The organism is Ruegeria sp. BHSA191, from assembly GCF_059613325.1.
This window is the reverse complement of sequence record NZ_JBXWSH010000017.1, coordinates 71867-87543: the sequence shown is the minus strand read 5'-3', so window position 1 is coordinate 87543 and position 15677 is coordinate 71867. Positions and strand designations below refer to the sequence as shown.

Sequence of the window (15677 nt, the reverse complement as noted above, 5' to 3'; positions counted from 1 at the left end):
TCACGAGACGCGCACAAAAAGTGTGTCGAAAATCATCGCGCAAGGCGCGCTTGCCGCGCCTGGTTGCGGCAGGTGATTTTCCAAAGGAAAATCTGCCGAAAGCAACACGGTGAGGAACTCAAGAAGGCCGCCCCACAAGGGGCGGCCTTTTCTTTTTCATTTTCTGAAAGTCCAATAGCGACTGCGAATGAGTACGAGTCTGTAGTTAAATTTTGATGTGAGAATAGTCTTCCCAGACGTCAGGAAGACACGGTTCGCAATGCTCACGAGCTTGAACGGAGACATCGATGGCATTGGATATTGAGACAGTCATTGTAACAATTGTATCGGCTGGTGGAGGCGGCGCGTTCGTCGCCTTTGGCATTTTTTGGAAGCTTGGGACGCGGTTGGCTTGAGGCACAGTTTTCAAAGCGACTCGAGGCCTTTAGGCGCGACAAGGCGAAAGAGCTCGAACATTTTCGTGCAGAAATCGATGGAGCGTTGAAAGCCCGCATCCGGCTTCAAGAGAAACAGTTTGAAGCAATACTTCGCACGTGGGAGTCGTTGAAGACTGCTCAGGAGAATCTGCTCTGTTACATATCTCCTTTGCAGCAGTATTCGGACCTCCGCCGCATGGATGAACAGGCGCGAGATGAATACCTCTCTTCATTTGATCTGGAGGAGTGGCAAAAAAGGGAGATCCTATGCTCTGTCGATGTGCAGGACAGGTTTCAAAATATGGTAGATCGCAAGAGGTTTGCCGAGGCGGCAACGGCCTTTGCTGCCTTCGACCGGCTCACACGATCAAATGAGCTGTTCTTCGAGCCGGAGATATTTCGATTGATCCGCTCAATCTGCGACAGGATGCAAAGCTCGCTGGTAAGCCGCGAAATTGCGATAGATGTTGATGACTTCGCAGAAGGCCGGCAAGCTTGGGACGAGTACAACAAAGAATGCGTCCCGCTGATAAAATCCTTGGTTTCAGAGTTTCGAGGGTTGTTGGTAAAGTAGCCTGCCGCGCAGCAAGCATGTTTTCTAACCAAAATCCCTTGCCAAACCCCTTTCTCCCATGTATCTCGCGCGGGTTCTCATGCAGAACGTAAAGGCGGGGTGATTCCCGCCTTTTGGGTTCGATGAGGGTTGGCGATGAGCGCCTGTCCTCCTCTCAACTCCAACGCCTGAAAAAAAGGCTGTTATGATGCAAAGCCAAAACATCCGTATTCGGCTCAAGGCATTTGACTATCGCGTCCTGGATGCCAGCACGCAAGAGATCGTCAACACTGCCAAGCGGACCGGCGCGCAAGTGCGTGGCCCGATCCCGCTGCCGAACAAGATCGAGAAGTTCACGGTTCTCCGTGGCCCTCACGTTGACAAGAAATCCCGCGATCAGTTCGAGATCCGCACGCACAAGCGTCTGCTCGACATCGTAGATCCGACGCCCCAGACCGTGGACGCGCTGATGAAGCTCGACCTCGCCGCTGGTGTGGACGTCGAGATCAAGCTGCAGTCGTAAGATCGGAGGGTATTGATGATGCGCTCTGGTATTATCGCAAAGAAAGTCGGCATGACCCGGCTGTTCATGGAAGACGGTCGTCAGATCCCTGTCACCGTTCTGCACCTGGACAACCTGCAGGTCGTTGCACAGCGCACCGCTGACAAAGACGGCTATACCGCCGTTCAGCTGGGCGCCGGTGCCGCCAAGGCAAAACGCACCTCGAAGGCCATGCGCGGCCACTTCGCCGCCGCCAAGGTCGAGCCCAAGCGCAAGCTGGCCGAATTCCGTGTGTCGGAAGACGCGTTGATCGAAGTGGGCGCCGAGATCTCGGCAGATCACTTCGTTGAAGGTCAGAAGGTTGACGTTTCGGGCACCTCGATCGGTAAAGGCTTTGCCGGTGCGATGAAGCGCCACAACTTCGGTGGTCTGCGCGCCTCGCACGGTGTCTCGATCTCGCACCGTTCGCACGGTTCGACCGGTCAGTGTCAGGACCCGGGCAAGGTGTTCAAGGGCAAGAAGATGGCCGGTCACATGGGTGCTGCCCGTGTCACCACGCAGAACCTCGAAGTCGTGAAAACCGACGCCGAGCGTGGCCTTGTCTTCATCAAGGGTGCCGTTCCCGGGCCGAAATCGGGCTGGGTCACCGTCAAGGACGCCGTGAAGAAGAAAGCGCCCGAGGGTCTGCCGTTCCCGGCTGCTCTGAAAACTGCAGCGACCGAGGCTCCGGCTGAAGAAGCGCCCGCGGAAGGGGGTGAAGCATGAAACTTGACGTGATCAAACTGGACGGCAAGAAAGCCGGCGACATCGAGCTGGACGAAGCTCTGTTCGGCCTCGAGCCGCGTGCGGACATCCTGCACCGTGTGGTCCGTTGGCAGCGCAACAACGCGCAGGCCGGCACCCACAAGGTGAAGACCCGGTCCGAGACCAGCTACTCGACCAAGAAGATCTATCGCCAGAAGGGCACCGGTGGCGCACGTCACGGTGACCGCAACGCGCCGATCTTCCGCAAGGGTGGTATCTACAAGGGCCCGACCCCGCGTTCGCACGGCCACGACCTGCCCAAGAAGTTCCGCAAGCTGGGCCTGCGCCACGCTCTGTCGGCCAAGGCAAAAGCTGGTGAGCTGGTCGTGATCGAGGCTGCCGAAGCCGAAGGCAAGACCGCCGCATTGGCCAAGCAGGTTGCAAACCTGGGCTGGAAGCGCGCTCTGGTCATCGACGGCGCCACCGTGAACGAAGGTTTCGCCCGCGCAGCCCGCAACATCGAAGGTCTGGATGTCCTGCCGTCGATGGGCGCAAACGTCTATGACATCCTCAAGCGTGACACGCTGGTGCTCACCAAAGCGGGTGTCGAAGCACTGGAGGCTCGACTGAAATGAGCGCGAAGGCAGAACACTACGACGTGATCCGCAAGCCGATCATCACCGAGAAAACGACCATGGCGTCCGAAAACGGCGCGGTTGTCTTCGAGGTCGCGATCGACGCCAACAAGCCGCAGATCAAAGAGGCCGTCGAGGCGTTGTTTGGTGTGAAGGTCAAGGCGGTGAACACCACCGTGACCAAAGGCAAGGTCAAGCGGTTCCGCGGCCAGCTGGGCAAGCGGAAAGATGTCAAAAAAGCCTATGTGACCCTGGAAGAGGGCAACACCATCGACGTGACCACCGGTCTTTGATCGGACCCGTCTGTGGAGAGAGATGAAAGCCCCCGCCGAAAGGCGGGGGTTTTTTATTTGTTTTTTTTGAGTGCCAAGAATTTTCAAGAGCATTGTGATAAGATGAAAAGTGAATGTTGGGGGGATAGAAATGTACGATTTTTTCAAGCCGTTGAACCTGCCTTGCGTTGCCGCGGGTGCCGTCGTTTTCACGGTGTCGGGAGCACATGCATTCGAGGGGACCTTGAAGCCGGAAGCTGTGGAGCTGGAAACGACCTACTCACCCTTTGTGGGTCGGTCCTATCCGGACACGGTTTTGTTCGGCGATCTGCATTTCCATACCGAGATCTCGTTCGATGCGGGGCTGATCGGGACATCGCTCAGCATTCATGACGCATTCCGTGTGGCGCGTGGTGAAAAAATCATTTCGAATACAGGGCAACCGGTCCAACTTGTTCGCCCTCTGGATTTCCTGGCCATTACCGAGCACGCAGAAATGCTCGGACTGGCAACAGCCATCCGCACATCCAACCCTCGACTTCTGCAGGATGAATGGGGCAGGCGCATTCACGATCAGTTTCGGCAGGGACAGGAGGCAAGGATGGCTGCCTTCGCCGAGATCATTGATATCGGCACGGTACAGGGTCGGGATCCGACCGCAGGCTTAAACCTGGATGGGGACCTCTGGCTGGAAATCGTGGAAACGGTTGATCAATACAACGATCCGGGCAATTTCACCGCGCTTAGCGGCTTTGAATGGACCTTCACCCCCAAGGGCGACAACCTGCACCGTGTCATTCTGTTTGGGGACGGGGCCGACAAAACCAGCCAGACCAAGCCACTGACGTTCTTCGAGGCGCCTGACCCTCAGCTTCTGTGGGAGTATCTCGAGGGTTACGAGGCCAAGACCGGTGGACAGGCCATTGCCGTGCCTCACAACGCCAATATGTCGAACGGGCTGATGTTCAGTAAGAACAAGTTCGATGGTTCGCCGATGGATGCTGAATATGCGGCCCAGCGTATCCGCTGGGAGCCGATGCATGAGATGACCCAGATCAAAGGCGACGAGGAGACGCATCCCATGCTGTCGCCCGACGACGAATTCGCGGATTTCGAAAGCTGGGATGTGGCCAACCTTTCCGGCACGGCTGCGAAGACACCCGAGATGCTGCGCTATGAATACGCGCGCTCGGCGCTGAAAGTCGGTTTGGAGCTGGGCCGCGAGATCGGTGTGAACCCCTACAAGTTCGGCCTCTACGGCACGACCGACACGCACACCGCGATCCCCACCACGCGGGAAGACAACTATTTTGGCAAATACCAGCACACCGAGCCGTCAGCCAATCGCCATAACATCGACGTCATCCCGGCCGAAGATCCAGCTCTGCGGATCATAACCGCGCAGGAGTCTGCCGCTGGCTTGACGGCTGTCTGGGCGCGGGAAAATACCCGGCAAGAGGTTTTTGGCGCAATCACCCGTAAAGAGGCCTATGCCACGACCGGAAGCCGTATTCGCGTGCGTGTCTTTGGCGGCTGGGAGTTCGCGGAGGCCGATCTGCACGCATCCGATTTCGTGTCGAATGGATATCAGAACGGGGTTCCGATGGGCGGCGATCTGACGAATATTCCCGAGGGGGCTTCGCCTCGGTTTCTGATAAGGGCCTTACGCGATCCTGATGGCGCCAACTTGGATCGGGTGCAGATCATCAAGGGGTGGCTGGATTCCGACGGTAAATCCCACGAACGAATCTATGACGTCGCAGTGTCGGGCGGTCGCGAAATCGGAGATGATGGGCGTGCGGGCCAACCGGTCGGGAACACGGTAGATATCGAGAGCGCAACCTACACCAATTCCATCGGTGCGGTTGCTCTGTCCGGCTATTGGGAGGACCCTGCGTTCGACCCTGCCGAAGACGCATTCTATTACGTTCGCGTAATCGAGATACCGAAGCCCCGATGGACAACCTTCGACGCGGCATTTTATGGTGTCCCGCTGCCCGAAGTGGTGCCGCCCACCGTACAAGACCGAGCCTATACCTCGCCGATCTGGTACACGAGCCAGAACTAAGCGCCGGGACAGACAGTGGCTCTGTGTGACGTAGCGAGCAAGGGTCGCGTAGCTCCTGCGCCCGGTGTGAGCAAAGGGTGAAGAAAATCGGGATACTACCTATTGCCCCCCACCCCCAACCCTGCTACACGCTCCCAATCTAGCGGCCTCGGATTCGTTCCGGGGCCTCTGATATTTGCAGCCGGGGACCTTCGGGGCCCTATAACCTGGGCACCTACGGGGGCCTCTCACATAGCGAGGATTGATCCTCGCGCTTGCTAAACGGAAGACAGAAAGCATGGCACTCAAGTCGTACAAACCGACGACGCCGGGCCAGCGCGGGCTGGTGCTGATCGACCGTTCGGAGCTTTGGAAAGGACGTCCGGTCAAGTCTCTCACCGAGGGTTTGACCAAATCGGGCGGCCGGAACAACACCGGACGGATCACTTCACGCCGCCGTGGCGGTGGCGCAAAGCGTCTCTACCGGATCGTTGACTTCAAACGGAACAAACTGGATGTGGCGGCAACCGTCGAGCGGATCGAATACGACCCGAACCGGACCGCATTCATCGCACTGATCAAATATGACGACGGCGAGCAGGCCTATATCCTGGCGCCGCAGCGTCTGGCGGTTGGCGACAAGGTCATCGCTTCGGCCAAGGCCGACATCAAGCCCGGCAACGCGATGCCGTTCTCGGGCATGCCGATCGGTACCATCGTGCACAACATCGAGATGAAGCCCGGCAAGGGCGGTCAGATCGCGCGTGCCGCGGGCACCTACGCCCAGTTCGTCGGTCGCGATGGCGGCTATGCCCAGATCCGTCTGAGCTCGGGCGAGCTGCGCATGGTGCGCCAGGAATGCATGGCCACCGTCGGTGCCGTATCGAACCCCGACAACAGCAACCAGAACCTCGGCAAAGCCGGTCGTATGCGCCACAAGGGCGTGCGTCCGTCGGTCCGTGGTGTTGCCATGAACCCGATCGATCACCCCCACGGTGGTGGTGAAGGCCGGACCTCGGGTGGCCGTACGCCGGTTACGCCTTGGGGTAAGGACACCAAGGGTAAGCGTACCCGCAACAAGAACAAAGCGTCCCAGAAGCTGATCATCCGCTCGCGGCACGCCAAGAAGAAAGGGCGTTAAGACATGTCTCGCTCTGTTTGGAAGGGTCCTTTCGTCGACGCTTACGTGCTGAAAAAAGCCGAAGCAGCGCGCGAGTCGGGCCGCAACGAAGTCATTAAGATCTGGTCGCGTCGTTCCACCATTCTGCCCCAGTTCGTGGGTCTGACCTTTGGTGTGTACAACGGCCAGAAACATATCCCTGTATCCGTCACGGAAGACATGATCGGTCAGAAGTTCGGTGAGTACTCGCCGACCCGGACCTATTACGGTCACGCCGCGGACAAGAAAGCGAAGCGGAAGTAAGTCATGGGCAAGGCAAAGAACCCCCGCCGCGTGGCTGAAAACGAAGCAATGGCCAAGACCCGTATGCTTCGCACCAGCCCGCAGAAACTGAACCTGGTTGCAGCGATGATCCGCGGCAAGAAAGTCGAGAAGGCTCTGACCGACCTGACTTTCTCGAACAAGCGTGTCGCGCAGGACGTGAAGAAATGCCTTCAGTCGGCCATCGCCAACGCCGAGAACAACCACAACCTGGATGTCGACGAGCTGATCGTCGCCGAGGCTTGGGTTGGCAAGAACCTGGTCATGAAGCGCGGCCGCCCGCGTGCCCGCGGCCGGTTCGGCAAGATCATGAAGCCGTTCTCGGAGATCACCATCAAGGTGCGTCAAGTTGAGGAGCAAGCCTAATGGGACATAAAGTCAATCCGATCGGCATGCGCCTTCAGGTCAACCGCACCTGGGACAGCCGTTGGTACGCAGATACCAAGGACTACGGTGATCTTCTGCTGGAAGACCTCAAGATCCGTGAGTTCATCAAGAAAGAGTGCAAGCAGGCCGGCGTGGCCCGTGTGATCATCGAGCGTCCGCACAAGAAGTGCCGCGTCACGATCCACACCGCACGTCCGGGTGTCATCATCGGCAAGAAAGGCGCGGACATTGAAGTTCTGCGCAAGAAGCTGGCTGCGATGACCGACAGCGAACTGCACCTGAACATCGTCGAAGTGCGCAAGCCGGAACTCGACGCGCAGCTGGTTGCCGAGTCGATCGCTCAGCAGCTGGAGCGCCGCGTTTCGTTCCGCCGCGCGATGAAGCGGTCGGTTCAGAACGCCATGCGCATGGGCGCCCTGGGTATCCGGGTGAACGTCGCTGGTCGTCTGGGCGGTGCCGAAATCGCACGGACCGAATGGTACCGCGAAGGCCGCGTGCCTCTGCACACCCTGCGTGCCGACATCGATTACGCACATGCCGAAGCGATGACCCCCTACGGGATCATCGGGATCAAGGTCTGGATCTTCAAAGGTGAGATCATGGAGCACGATCCGCAGGCACGTGACCGTAAAGCACAGGAACTCCAGGATGGTCCGGCACCGCGTGGTGCAGGCGGCCGTCGCTAAGGAGGATTTGAGATGCTTCAACCAAAGCGCACAAAATTCCGCAAGATGCACAAAGGCCGGATCAAGGGCGAAGCCAAGGGCGGCTCTGATCTGAACTTTGGCACCTACGGTCTGAAAGCCCTGCAGCCCGAGCGCGTCACCGCGCGTCAGATCGAAGCTGCGCGTCGTGCCATGACCCGTCACATGAAACGTCAAGGTCGCGTCTGGATCCGGATCTTCCCGGATACCCCCGTGACCTCGAAGCCGACCGAAGTCCGTATGGGTAAAGGTAAAGGCTCGGTTGACTATTGGGCAGCCAAAGTGAAGCCCGGTCGCGTGATGTTCGAGATCGACGGCGTCAACGATGAAATCGCTCGCGAGGCCCTGCGCCTGGCTGCGATGAAGCTGCCGATCAAGACCCGCGTCGTCGTCCGCGAGGACTGGTAAGCGGCTGGGGCAACCCTGTCGCGACAATACTACCCCCGTTGGGAAACCGGCGGGGGTATGGCTTTTTTCGAGGGGGCGCTTCCCCCACCGCGGCAAGCCGCGGCTCCCCCGGGGATATTTCTTGCCTGATGAAGAATGGACCGCGAGATTCACGCGAGATTCATCTGGCCGAAAATATCCCGGAGCGCGAGGCAGAGCCTCGCAAAACTTCCATGGCCTTCGTTGCGACGCTGCATTAGGACGAGATCATGCCACAGATCGAATCGCTCTTCGTCACCCGACTTTACCGCGCCGCTCTGTCCGAATTCGATCCCAGGATCGAACCGGAGGAACTGGAGAACTCCTGTCTGGTCATCGCCCAGGACGACGAAGCCGGTCAGGAATGGTGCGAAGAAAACGGCTATCCTGGCTACACCAGCTATGCCTCGCTGACCGACTTGCCGTGGCGCTTCCCGATCTTCGCGGATCTGGTCAAGGTGCTGGACCAACATGTGGCCGCGTTTGCTAAAGACTTGGAATTCGATCTGGAAGGGCGCGGATTGAGGCTCGAGGATCTTTGGATCAACATTCTGCCAGAAGGCGGAATGCATGCCAGCCATATCCATCCACACAGTGTGATATCCGGAACGACCTATGTTTCGATGCCAGAGGGAGCCAGCGCGTTGAAGCTGGAGGACCCGCGCTCAGGTCGGATGATGGCCGCGCCGGTGCGCCGCAAGGGCGCACGGCGGGAATTGCAACCGTTCATTTATATGAAGCCCGAGGTCGGTGACGTGTTGCTTTGGGAAAGCTGGCTCCGCCACGAGGTGCCGATGAACATGGCCGAGGAAGAGAGGATCTCGGTAAGCTTCAACTACAGGTGGGATTGAGGCAAGTGGGATTTCCGCGGTCAAAATAGAAGATCAGGAGTCTCTTACAGCCGCGCCTCGCTGGATTGCGGGGAAGCCCGAAGAGGTCATGATCCTGCGACTTCTTCATATAGCCCGACGCTCGGGCTTGAAGGAAGTTGAGCGCGAAGATTTGCTTGCTGGAGTGACCTCTGGAGGTGACGGGTTGGAGGTTTGAAACTTTCCCTTGCCACCCACCCCCCAAACCCTTATACGGCGGCATCCTGCGATCTCCCGACTGCGTCGGGCGATTCGCATGTCTGTCATTCATCCACCAGGTCAAAGGTGACCCGCGAAGGGGCCTTCTGGTGTTTTGAGCAAAGGAAAAGGCGATGAACGCCCAGGAACTGCGTAACAAGACCCCGGACCAGCTCCGGGAGGATCTGGCCAACCTGAAGAAGGAAGCATTCAACCTGCGCTTTCAGCAGGCGACCGGACAACTCGAGAACACCGCCCGGATCAAGAGCGTGCGCCGCGACGTGGCCCGCATCCAGACCGTGCTGAACGAAAAAGCTGCTGAAGCTGCGAACTGAGGAGCCTGAGAGATGCCCAAACGTATTCTGCAAGGCACCGTGACCAGCGACGCCAACGAACAGACCGTCACCGTGCTGGTGGAGCGCCGCTTCACGCACCCGGTTCTGAAGAAGACCATCCGTAAGTCCAAGAAATACCGGGCTCACGATGAAAAGAACGCCTTCAAGGTCGGCGACACCGTACGCATCATCGAATGCGCGCCGAAATCGAAGACGAAACGCTGGGAGGTTCTGGAGGCGTAAGCCCCCGGAACTTTCCATTTGTCGAAACCCTGGGGGAACTAACTAGACCAGCCCCCACAGGTCGGGAGAAACCACATGATCCAGATGCAGACCAATCTGGATGTCGCTGACAACTCCGGCGCACGCCGAGTTCAGTGCATCAAGGTCCTGGGTGGTTCCAAGCGTAAATACGCCTCCGTCGGCGACATCATCGTCGTCTCGGTGAAGGAAGCCATCCCGCGCGGCCGCGTGAAGAAAGGTGACGTCCGCAAGGCCGTCGTCGTGCGCACCGCCAAGGAAGTCCGTCGCGAAGACGGTACCGCGATCCGCTTCGATCGCAACGCCGCCGTCATCCTGAACAACAACAACGAGCCCGTCGGTACCCGTATCTTCGGCCCCGTCGTTCGTGAACTGCGCGCGAAGAACTTCATGAAGATCATCTCGCTGGCTCCGGAGGTGCTGTAATCATGGCTGCTAAACTCCGCAAAGGCGACAAGGTCGTCGTGCTGGCCGGCAAGGACAAGGGCAAAGAGGGCGTGATCACCTCGGTCGACCCGAAAGCTGGCAAAGCCGTGGTCGACGGCGTGAACATCGCCATCCGCCACACCCGCCAGTCGCAGACCTCGCAAGGTGGCCGCCTGCCCAAGGCGATGCCGATCGACTTGTCGAACCTGGCTCTGCTGGACAAGAACGGCAAGGCAACCCGCGTCGGCTTCCGCATGGAAGGTGACAAGAAGGTTCGTTACGCCAAGACCACGGGGGACGTGATCGATGCTTGATGCTGCAACCTACACCCCGCGTCTGAAAGCTCAGTACGCCGACAAGATCCGCGCCGCTCTGAAGGAAGAGTTCGGCTACAAGAACGATATGCAGATCCCCAAGCTGGACAAGATCGTTCTGAACATCGGCTGTGGTGCCGAGGCGGTGAAGGACTCGAAGAAGGCGAAGGCCGCCGTCGAGGATCTCACTGCGATTGCCGGCCAGAAGGCCGTGGCGACCAAGGCGAAGAAGTCGATCGCGGGTTTCCGCGTCCGTGAAGACATGCCGCTGGGCGCCAAGGTCACCCTGCGCGGCGACCGGATGTACGAATTCCTGGACCGTCTGATCACCATCGCGCTGCCGCGCGTGCGTGACTTCCGCGGTGTGAAACCGGCTTTTGACGGCCGTGGCAACTTTGCCATGGGCATGAAAGAGCACATCGTGTTCCCGGAAATCGACTTCGACAAAGTCGACGAGGTCTGGGGCCTGGACATCGTAATTGCCACCACAGCGAAAACCGACGCTGAAGCAAAGGCACTGTTGAAGCACTTCAACATGCCGTTCAACGCGTAAGCGCCGGGAGGAAAGAGACATGGCTAAAAAAGCAATGATCGAGCGCGAAAAGAAGCGCGAGCGCCTGGTGGCCAAATACGCCGCAAAACGCGCCGAGCTGAAAGAAATCGCGAATGACGAGAGCCGCCCGATGGAAGAGCGCTTCAAGGCGCGACTGAAACTGGCGAAACTGCCGCGCAACAGCTCGGCAACCCGTCTGCACAACCGCTGCCAGCTGACCGGCCGTCCGCACGCTTACTATCGTAAGCTGAAGATCAGCCGTATCGCGCTGCGCGAGCTGGGCTCTGCTGGTCAGATCCCCGGCATGGTGAAATCGAGCTGGTAAGGGAGAGAGTGATATGAACGATCCTATCGGCGATATGCTCACCCGTATCCGCAACGCGCAGATGCGCGGCAAGTCCACCGTGACCACTCCGGCGTCGAAACTGCGCGCCTGGGTTCTGGACGTGCTGGCGGACGAAGGCTACATCCGCGGCTACGAAAAAGTGACCGGTGCCAATGGCCACCCGGCGCTTGAGATCAGCCTGAAATACTATGAAGGCACCCCTGTCATTCGCGAACTGAAGCGGGTCTCGAAGCCCGGTCGTCGCGTTTACATGGGCGTCAATGACATTCCGCAGGTCCGTCAGGGTCTGGGCGTGTCGATTGTCAGCACGCCCAAGGGCGTGATGTCGGACGCGAACGCTCGCTCCAACAATGTTGGCGGCGAAGTGCTCTGCACCGTCTTCTAAGGAGGTCTGGAATGTCTCGTATTGGTAAAAAACCGGTCGAGCTGCCCAGCGGCGTTTCCGCTGCTGTGTCCGGCCAGACCATCGAAGTTAAGGGTCCGAAAGGCACCCGCAGCTTCACCGCAACCGACGACGTCACCCTGTCGGTCGAAGACAACGTGGTCAAGATCACTCCGCGCGGCACCTCGAAGCGTGCACGTCAGCAGTGGGGCATGAGCCGCACCATGGTTGCCAACCTGGTTGAAGGCGTGACCAACGGCTTCAAGAAAGAGCTGGAGATCCAGGGTGTGGGTTACCGCGCTCAGATGCAGGGCAACACCCTGAAGCTGAACCTGGGCTACAGCCACGATGTCGATTTCGTTGCGCCGGAAGGTGTCACAATCACCGCGCCGAAGCAGACCGAGATCGTCGTGGAAGGCATCGACCAGCAGCTGGTGGGCGAAGTGGCGGCCAAGATCCGCGACTGGCGCCGCCCCGAGCCGTACAAAGGCAAGGGCATCCGCTACAAGGGCGAGTTCATCTTCCGCAAGGAAGGCAAGAAGAAGTAAGGACGAACACAATGGCAAACAGCAAAAGAACCCTGTTTCTGAAGCGCCGCCTGCGCGTTCGGAACAAGCTTCGCAAGGTCAACGCCGGGCGTCCGCGCCTGTCGGTGCACCGCTCGAACAAGAACATCTCGGTCCAGCTGATCGACGATGTGCGCGGCGTGACCCTGGCCTCGGCCTCGACCCTGGAAAAGGATCTGGGCGTTGTCGGCAAGAACAACATCGAAGCGGCCACCAAGGTGGGCGCGGCCATCGCCGAGCGGGCCAAGAAGGCCGGCGTAGAAGAGGCCTATTTCGATCGTGGCGGCTTCCTGTTCCACGGCAAGGTGAAGGCTCTGGCCGACGCTGCGCGTGAAGGCGGTCTGAAGATCTAAGACCTGTGGGTGGCCCATGCGGCCACCCCGATGATCCGGGAGCCTCGGCCGCGGGCCGGGGCTCACCTGGATTGAAGTAACGGCGCTGACGCGCCATCAGAGAAAGGGATGCCGAAATGGCAGAACGTGAAAACCGCCGGGGCAACCGTCGCGAGCGCGAGGAAGCACCGGAATTCGCAGATCGCCTGGTTGCGATCAACCGCGTGTCGAAAACTGTAAAGGGTGGTAAGCGCTTCGGCTTCGCCGCTCTGGTGGTTGTCGGCGATCAGAAAGGCCGCGTCGGCTTTGGCAAGGGCAAGGCGAAAGAAGTGCCCGAGGCCATCCGCAAGGCCACCGAGCAGGCCAAACGCAACATGATCCGCGTGCAGCTGCGCGAAGGCCGCACCCTGCACCACGACATCGAAGGCCGCCACGGCGCCGGCAAGGTCGTCATGCGCACCGCGCCGGAAGGTACCGGTATCATCGCCGGTGGTCCGATGCGTGCCGTGTTCGAGATGCTGGGCGTCAAGGACGTGGTGTCCAAGTCGCTGGGCTCGCAGAACCCCTACAACATGATCCGCGCCACCATCGACGGCCTGAAGAAAGAACAGAGCCCGCGTTCGGTTGCCGCACGTCGTGGCAAGAAGGTTGCTGACATCCTGCCCAAGCGGGACGAAGCACCGGCCGCATCGGCGCAAGTCGCCGAAGAAGCGTAAGGAGACGTCACCATGGCAAAAACCATCGTCGTCAAGCAGATCGGCTCGCCGATCCGCCGCCCCGCCGACCAGCGCGCAACCCTGATCGGCCTGGGCCTGAACAAGATGCACAAGACCCGCGAACTGGAGGATACCCCCTCGATCCGCGGCATGGTCAACAAGATCCCGCATCTGGTGGAGATCATCGAAGAACGCGACTGATCGCGTCTCGGACCCAACTCGAAAACGCCCCCGACCCGTTCGGGGGCGTTTTTCTTTGCGCCGTCTGCATGGCTTGCCATGCATCTGGCGCATGACGGGTAGACCGAGACTTGGATTGTTTGCGGTAACATCCGGGCCTATCTGTGGAGTGTCCAAAAGGAACGACACTCACAGCGCCAGGGAATACGCCCCGGCAAGAAAGGAGCCCAGATATGGCACACGCACTGAACATCCCCCATGGCGGCCTGAACCTGACCGCCCGCATCCGCGACCTGATCGACGGCATCAAGCGCGCCCAGACCCGCGCGCGAGAATACAGCAAGACCTATTCCGAGCTGCAGCGGTTGAGCGACCGTGAACTCAACGACATCGGCATCCGCCGCTGCGACATTGCCGATATCGCACGCGAGCACGCTTATTGCTCGTAAGTGGCAAAGGCCTTCTTCGCGATGCAGGTGGGGCGCCGGACGGGCGCCCTTTTCCTTTTTGGGCGTCTGTCTCCTCAAGAATTTCCACGGGGCGCCAACTGCATCGTTGCATGGGCCCGGGATTTGCGCCACTTCCTGAACAGCGCTGTTTTGCGAGTGAAAGGGCAGGGCATGGCGAGGGACTACCAGATCGGAATGCTGTGGGTGGAGGGGCCGCTCAGTTTCCTCGAGCTGCTTTGCATCCAGTCCTATCTGGACATGGGCCACAGCGTGCGCCTGTACACCTACAACAACGTGACCAACATTCCCGATGGGGTGGAACAGCGGGACGCCCGAGAGATCCTGCCCGATTCCGAATTCATCACCCATGACCGCACCCAAAGCCCGGCGCCGCATTCCGACAAGTTCCGATACCGGATGCTGGCGCAGGAACCCGACCTGATTTGGGCCGACACTGATGCCTATTGCCTGAAACCCTATTCAACGGCGAATGGCCATTACTACGGGTATCTCGAGGGTGAGGTAGCCATCGGCGTATTGGGGCTGCCGCATGACAGTGAAACTCTGGCCAAGCTGATCGAGTACACGAATGATCCGTATCGAATACCGCCTTGGCTGCCTCCGCGCCACCGGCGGCCATTGGAAGAGGCGCGGGACGCCGGAAATCCCACCAACGTTCCCGAGTTTTTGTGGGGTGTGTGGGGGCCAAAGGCGTTCACCTGGGCGTTGAAGGAAACAGGCGAGATCAAATACGCCCTGCCAGAGCATGTGTTCTATCCGATCAATTTCACGCGCCGCCGCGCCATGGCACGGCCGAATACGAATCTCGACCGGTTTTTCCACGAAGATACGGTTTCGATCCATCTCTACGGACGCCGGATGCGCGCGATCATGCGCAAGAACGGCGGCGTTCCGCACCCCGACAGCTTGGTCGGGCAACTGGTGGCCAAACATGGTATCGTTCCGCAAGACGCGCCGATCTCCGATCCCGAGGGCTGACTCGTTGCGATCGGACAATCAAAACTTGCAACCGGAGGCCTGACGCTGTATCGGGCTTCGGTGGCATGACGGCCACGAGAATCAAAATCAAGAAATGCCGTGTTTGGCCCATCACGCTTCGGGGTCATATCCGGCTAAGGAGAAGCGACATGAAACTGCATGAACTGCGCGACAATCCCGGCGCCGTCAAGAAACGGACCCGCGTTGGCCGTGGTCCCGGCTCGGGCAAGGGTAAAATGGGTGGCCGTGGTATCAAAGGCCAGAAATCCCGTTCGGGTGTGGCCATCAACGGCTATGAAGGCGGCCAGATGCCGCTGTATCAGCGCCTGCCCAAGCGTGGCTTCAACAAGCCGAACCGCAAGGAATACGCCGTTGTGAACCTGGGCCTGATCCAGAAATTCGTCGACGCCGGCAAGCTGGACGCCAAGGCCGCGATCACCGAGGACGCTCTGATTGCCTCGGGCCTGGTCCGCCGCAAGCTGGACGGCGTCCGTGTTCTGGCCAAGGGTGAAATCACCGCCAAGCTGAACCTGGAAGTGACCGGCGCCTCGAAGTCGGCCATCGAAGCCGTGGAAAAAGCGGGCGGTTCACTGAAGGTCACAAAAGCCGCTGCGGCAGAGTAAG

26 protein-coding genes are annotated in these 15677 nt (G+C 59.3%); all 26 read left to right on the top strand.

Features of this window, described 5'->3' with window-relative positions; all coding sequences use genetic code 11:
• Window positions 1-321 precede the first annotated feature (321 nt).
• The 26 genes from AC2FNS_RS15365 to rplO all read left to right on the top strand — a co-directional run bounded on the left by AC2FNS_RS15365 (window position 322) and on the right by rplO (window position 15676).
• Complete coding sequence (locus AC2FNS_RS15365) at window positions 322-990, top strand: hypothetical protein (protein WP_496713721.1); 669 nt, start codon at window positions 322-324, stop codon at window positions 988-990.
• Window positions 991-1177: 187 nt separating this feature from the next.
• Window positions 1178-1492: a 30S ribosomal protein S10 gene (rpsJ, locus tag AC2FNS_RS15360; RefSeq protein ID WP_005621947.1), complete on the top strand. Its 315-nt coding sequence runs from the start codon at window positions 1178-1180 to the stop codon at window positions 1490-1492.
• Window positions 1493-1510: 18 nt separating this feature from the next.
• Window positions 1511-2236 (top strand): 50S ribosomal protein L3, encoded by a 726-nt coding sequence (gene rplC / locus AC2FNS_RS15355; RefSeq protein ID WP_496679215.1) that lies wholly within the window; start codon window positions 1511-1513, stop codon window positions 2234-2236.
• Window positions 2233-2850 (top strand): 50S ribosomal protein L4, encoded by a 618-nt coding sequence (gene rplD / locus AC2FNS_RS15350; protein WP_149777559.1) that lies wholly within the window; start codon window positions 2233-2235, stop codon window positions 2848-2850. Before rplC ends, rplD begins: the two co-directional genes overlap by 4 nt.
• Window positions 2847-3143 (top strand): 50S ribosomal protein L23, encoded by a 297-nt coding sequence (locus AC2FNS_RS15345; protein ID WP_170367992.1) that lies wholly within the window; start codon window positions 2847-2849, stop codon window positions 3141-3143. The genes rplD and AC2FNS_RS15345 overlap by 4 nt, the downstream gene beginning before the upstream one ends.
• 130 nt (window positions 3144-3273) lie before the next feature.
• A complete protein-coding gene (locus AC2FNS_RS15340; RefSeq protein ID WP_496775405.1) occupies window positions 3274-5190 on the top strand; it encodes a DUF3604 domain-containing protein in 1917 nt (638 codons plus the stop codon).
• A gap of 277 nt (window positions 5191-5467) precedes the next feature.
• Window positions 5468-6310 (top strand): 50S ribosomal protein L2, encoded by an 843-nt coding sequence (rplB, locus tag AC2FNS_RS15335; RefSeq protein ID WP_093965344.1) that lies wholly within the window; start codon window positions 5468-5470, stop codon window positions 6308-6310.
• Between the two features lie 3 nt (window positions 6311-6313).
• A complete protein-coding gene (rpsS, locus tag AC2FNS_RS15330) occupies window positions 6314-6592 on the top strand; it encodes a 30S ribosomal protein S19 (protein WP_496679210.1) in 279 nt (92 codons plus the stop codon).
• Between the two features lie 3 nt (window positions 6593-6595).
• The gene (gene rplV, locus AC2FNS_RS15325) at window positions 6596-6976 is read left to right on the top strand and encodes a 50S ribosomal protein L22 (protein WP_005980700.1); all 381 of its coding nucleotides are present in this window, start codon (window positions 6596-6598) and stop codon (window positions 6974-6976) included.
• Window positions 6976-7683 (top strand): 30S ribosomal protein S3, encoded by a 708-nt coding sequence (rpsC, locus tag AC2FNS_RS15320; protein WP_149775103.1) that lies wholly within the window; start codon window positions 6976-6978, stop codon window positions 7681-7683. Before rplV ends, rpsC begins: the two co-directional genes overlap by 1 nt.
• A 12-nt stretch (window positions 7684-7695) precedes the next feature.
• Window positions 7696-8109, top strand: a complete 414-nt coding sequence (gene rplP, locus AC2FNS_RS15315; protein WP_005980704.1) for a 50S ribosomal protein L16 — start codon at window positions 7696-7698, stop codon at window positions 8107-8109.
• A 248-nt stretch (window positions 8110-8357) separates the two neighbouring features.
• Complete coding sequence (locus tag AC2FNS_RS15310) at window positions 8358-8978, top strand: 2OG-Fe(II) oxygenase family protein (RefSeq protein WP_496712296.1); 621 nt, start codon at window positions 8358-8360, stop codon at window positions 8976-8978.
• 350 nt (window positions 8979-9328) lie between these two features.
• Window positions 9329-9529, top strand: coding sequence for a 50S ribosomal protein L29 (gene rpmC, locus AC2FNS_RS15305; protein ID WP_496712295.1), 201 nt, complete (start codon window positions 9329-9331; stop codon window positions 9527-9529).
• Window positions 9530-9541: 12 nt separating this feature from the next.
• Window positions 9542-9772 carry a 30S ribosomal protein S17 gene (rpsQ, locus tag AC2FNS_RS15300; protein ID WP_068344864.1) on the top strand — a complete coding sequence of 77 codons (231 nt, stop codon included), beginning with the start codon at window positions 9542-9544 and terminating at the stop codon, window positions 9770-9772.
• Window positions 9773-9847: 75 nt separating this feature from the next.
• A complete protein-coding gene (rplN, locus tag AC2FNS_RS15295; RefSeq protein ID WP_005621870.1) occupies window positions 9848-10216 on the top strand; it encodes a 50S ribosomal protein L14 in 369 nt (122 codons plus the stop codon).
• Window positions 10217-10218: 2 nt separating this feature from the next.
• Entirely contained in the window at window positions 10219-10530 is a 312-nt protein-coding gene (gene rplX / locus AC2FNS_RS15290; protein WP_496712294.1) for a 50S ribosomal protein L24, read from the top strand.
• Window positions 10523-11083 (top strand): 50S ribosomal protein L5, encoded by a 561-nt coding sequence (gene rplE / locus AC2FNS_RS15285; protein WP_496712292.1) that lies wholly within the window; start codon window positions 10523-10525, stop codon window positions 11081-11083. Before rplX ends, rplE begins: the two co-directional genes overlap by 8 nt.
• A 19-nt stretch (window positions 11084-11102) precedes the next feature.
• Window positions 11103-11408, top strand: a complete 306-nt coding sequence (gene rpsN, locus AC2FNS_RS15280; RefSeq protein ID WP_005980746.1) for a 30S ribosomal protein S14 — start codon at window positions 11103-11105, stop codon at window positions 11406-11408.
• A 13-nt stretch (window positions 11409-11421) separates the two neighbouring features.
• A complete protein-coding gene (rpsH, locus tag AC2FNS_RS15275; protein WP_490361835.1) occupies window positions 11422-11814 on the top strand; it encodes a 30S ribosomal protein S8 in 393 nt (130 codons plus the stop codon).
• A gap of 11 nt (window positions 11815-11825) precedes the next feature.
• Window positions 11826-12359: a 50S ribosomal protein L6 gene (gene rplF, locus AC2FNS_RS15270; RefSeq protein ID WP_490361834.1), complete on the top strand. Its 534-nt coding sequence runs from the start codon at window positions 11826-11828 to the stop codon at window positions 12357-12359.
• An 11-nt stretch (window positions 12360-12370) separates the two neighbouring features.
• Window positions 12371-12730 (top strand): 50S ribosomal protein L18, encoded by a 360-nt coding sequence (gene rplR, locus AC2FNS_RS15265; protein WP_005980751.1) that lies wholly within the window; start codon window positions 12371-12373, stop codon window positions 12728-12730.
• 116 nt (window positions 12731-12846) lie between these two features.
• Window positions 12847-13425 (top strand): 30S ribosomal protein S5, encoded by a 579-nt coding sequence (gene rpsE / locus AC2FNS_RS15260; RefSeq protein ID WP_496679198.1) that lies wholly within the window; start codon window positions 12847-12849, stop codon window positions 13423-13425.
• A gap of 12 nt (window positions 13426-13437) precedes the next feature.
• The gene (rpmD, locus tag AC2FNS_RS15255; protein WP_149775093.1) at window positions 13438-13626 is read left to right on the top strand and encodes a 50S ribosomal protein L30; all 189 of its coding nucleotides are present in this window, start codon (window positions 13438-13440) and stop codon (window positions 13624-13626) included.
• Window positions 13627-13838: 212 nt separating this feature from the next.
• A complete protein-coding gene (locus AC2FNS_RS15250) occupies window positions 13839-14054 on the top strand; it encodes a DUF1127 domain-containing protein (protein WP_496679196.1) in 216 nt (71 codons plus the stop codon).
• A gap of 171 nt (window positions 14055-14225) precedes the next feature.
• A complete protein-coding gene (locus AC2FNS_RS15245; RefSeq protein ID WP_496743330.1) occupies window positions 14226-15053 on the top strand; it encodes a hypothetical protein in 828 nt (275 codons plus the stop codon).
• Window positions 15054-15202: 149 nt separating this feature from the next.
• Window positions 15203-15676 carry a 50S ribosomal protein L15 gene (rplO, locus tag AC2FNS_RS15240; protein WP_496679192.1) on the top strand — a complete coding sequence of 158 codons (474 nt, stop codon included), beginning with the start codon at window positions 15203-15205 and terminating at the stop codon, window positions 15674-15676.
• The last annotated feature ends 1 nt before the right edge of the window (window position 15677 follow it).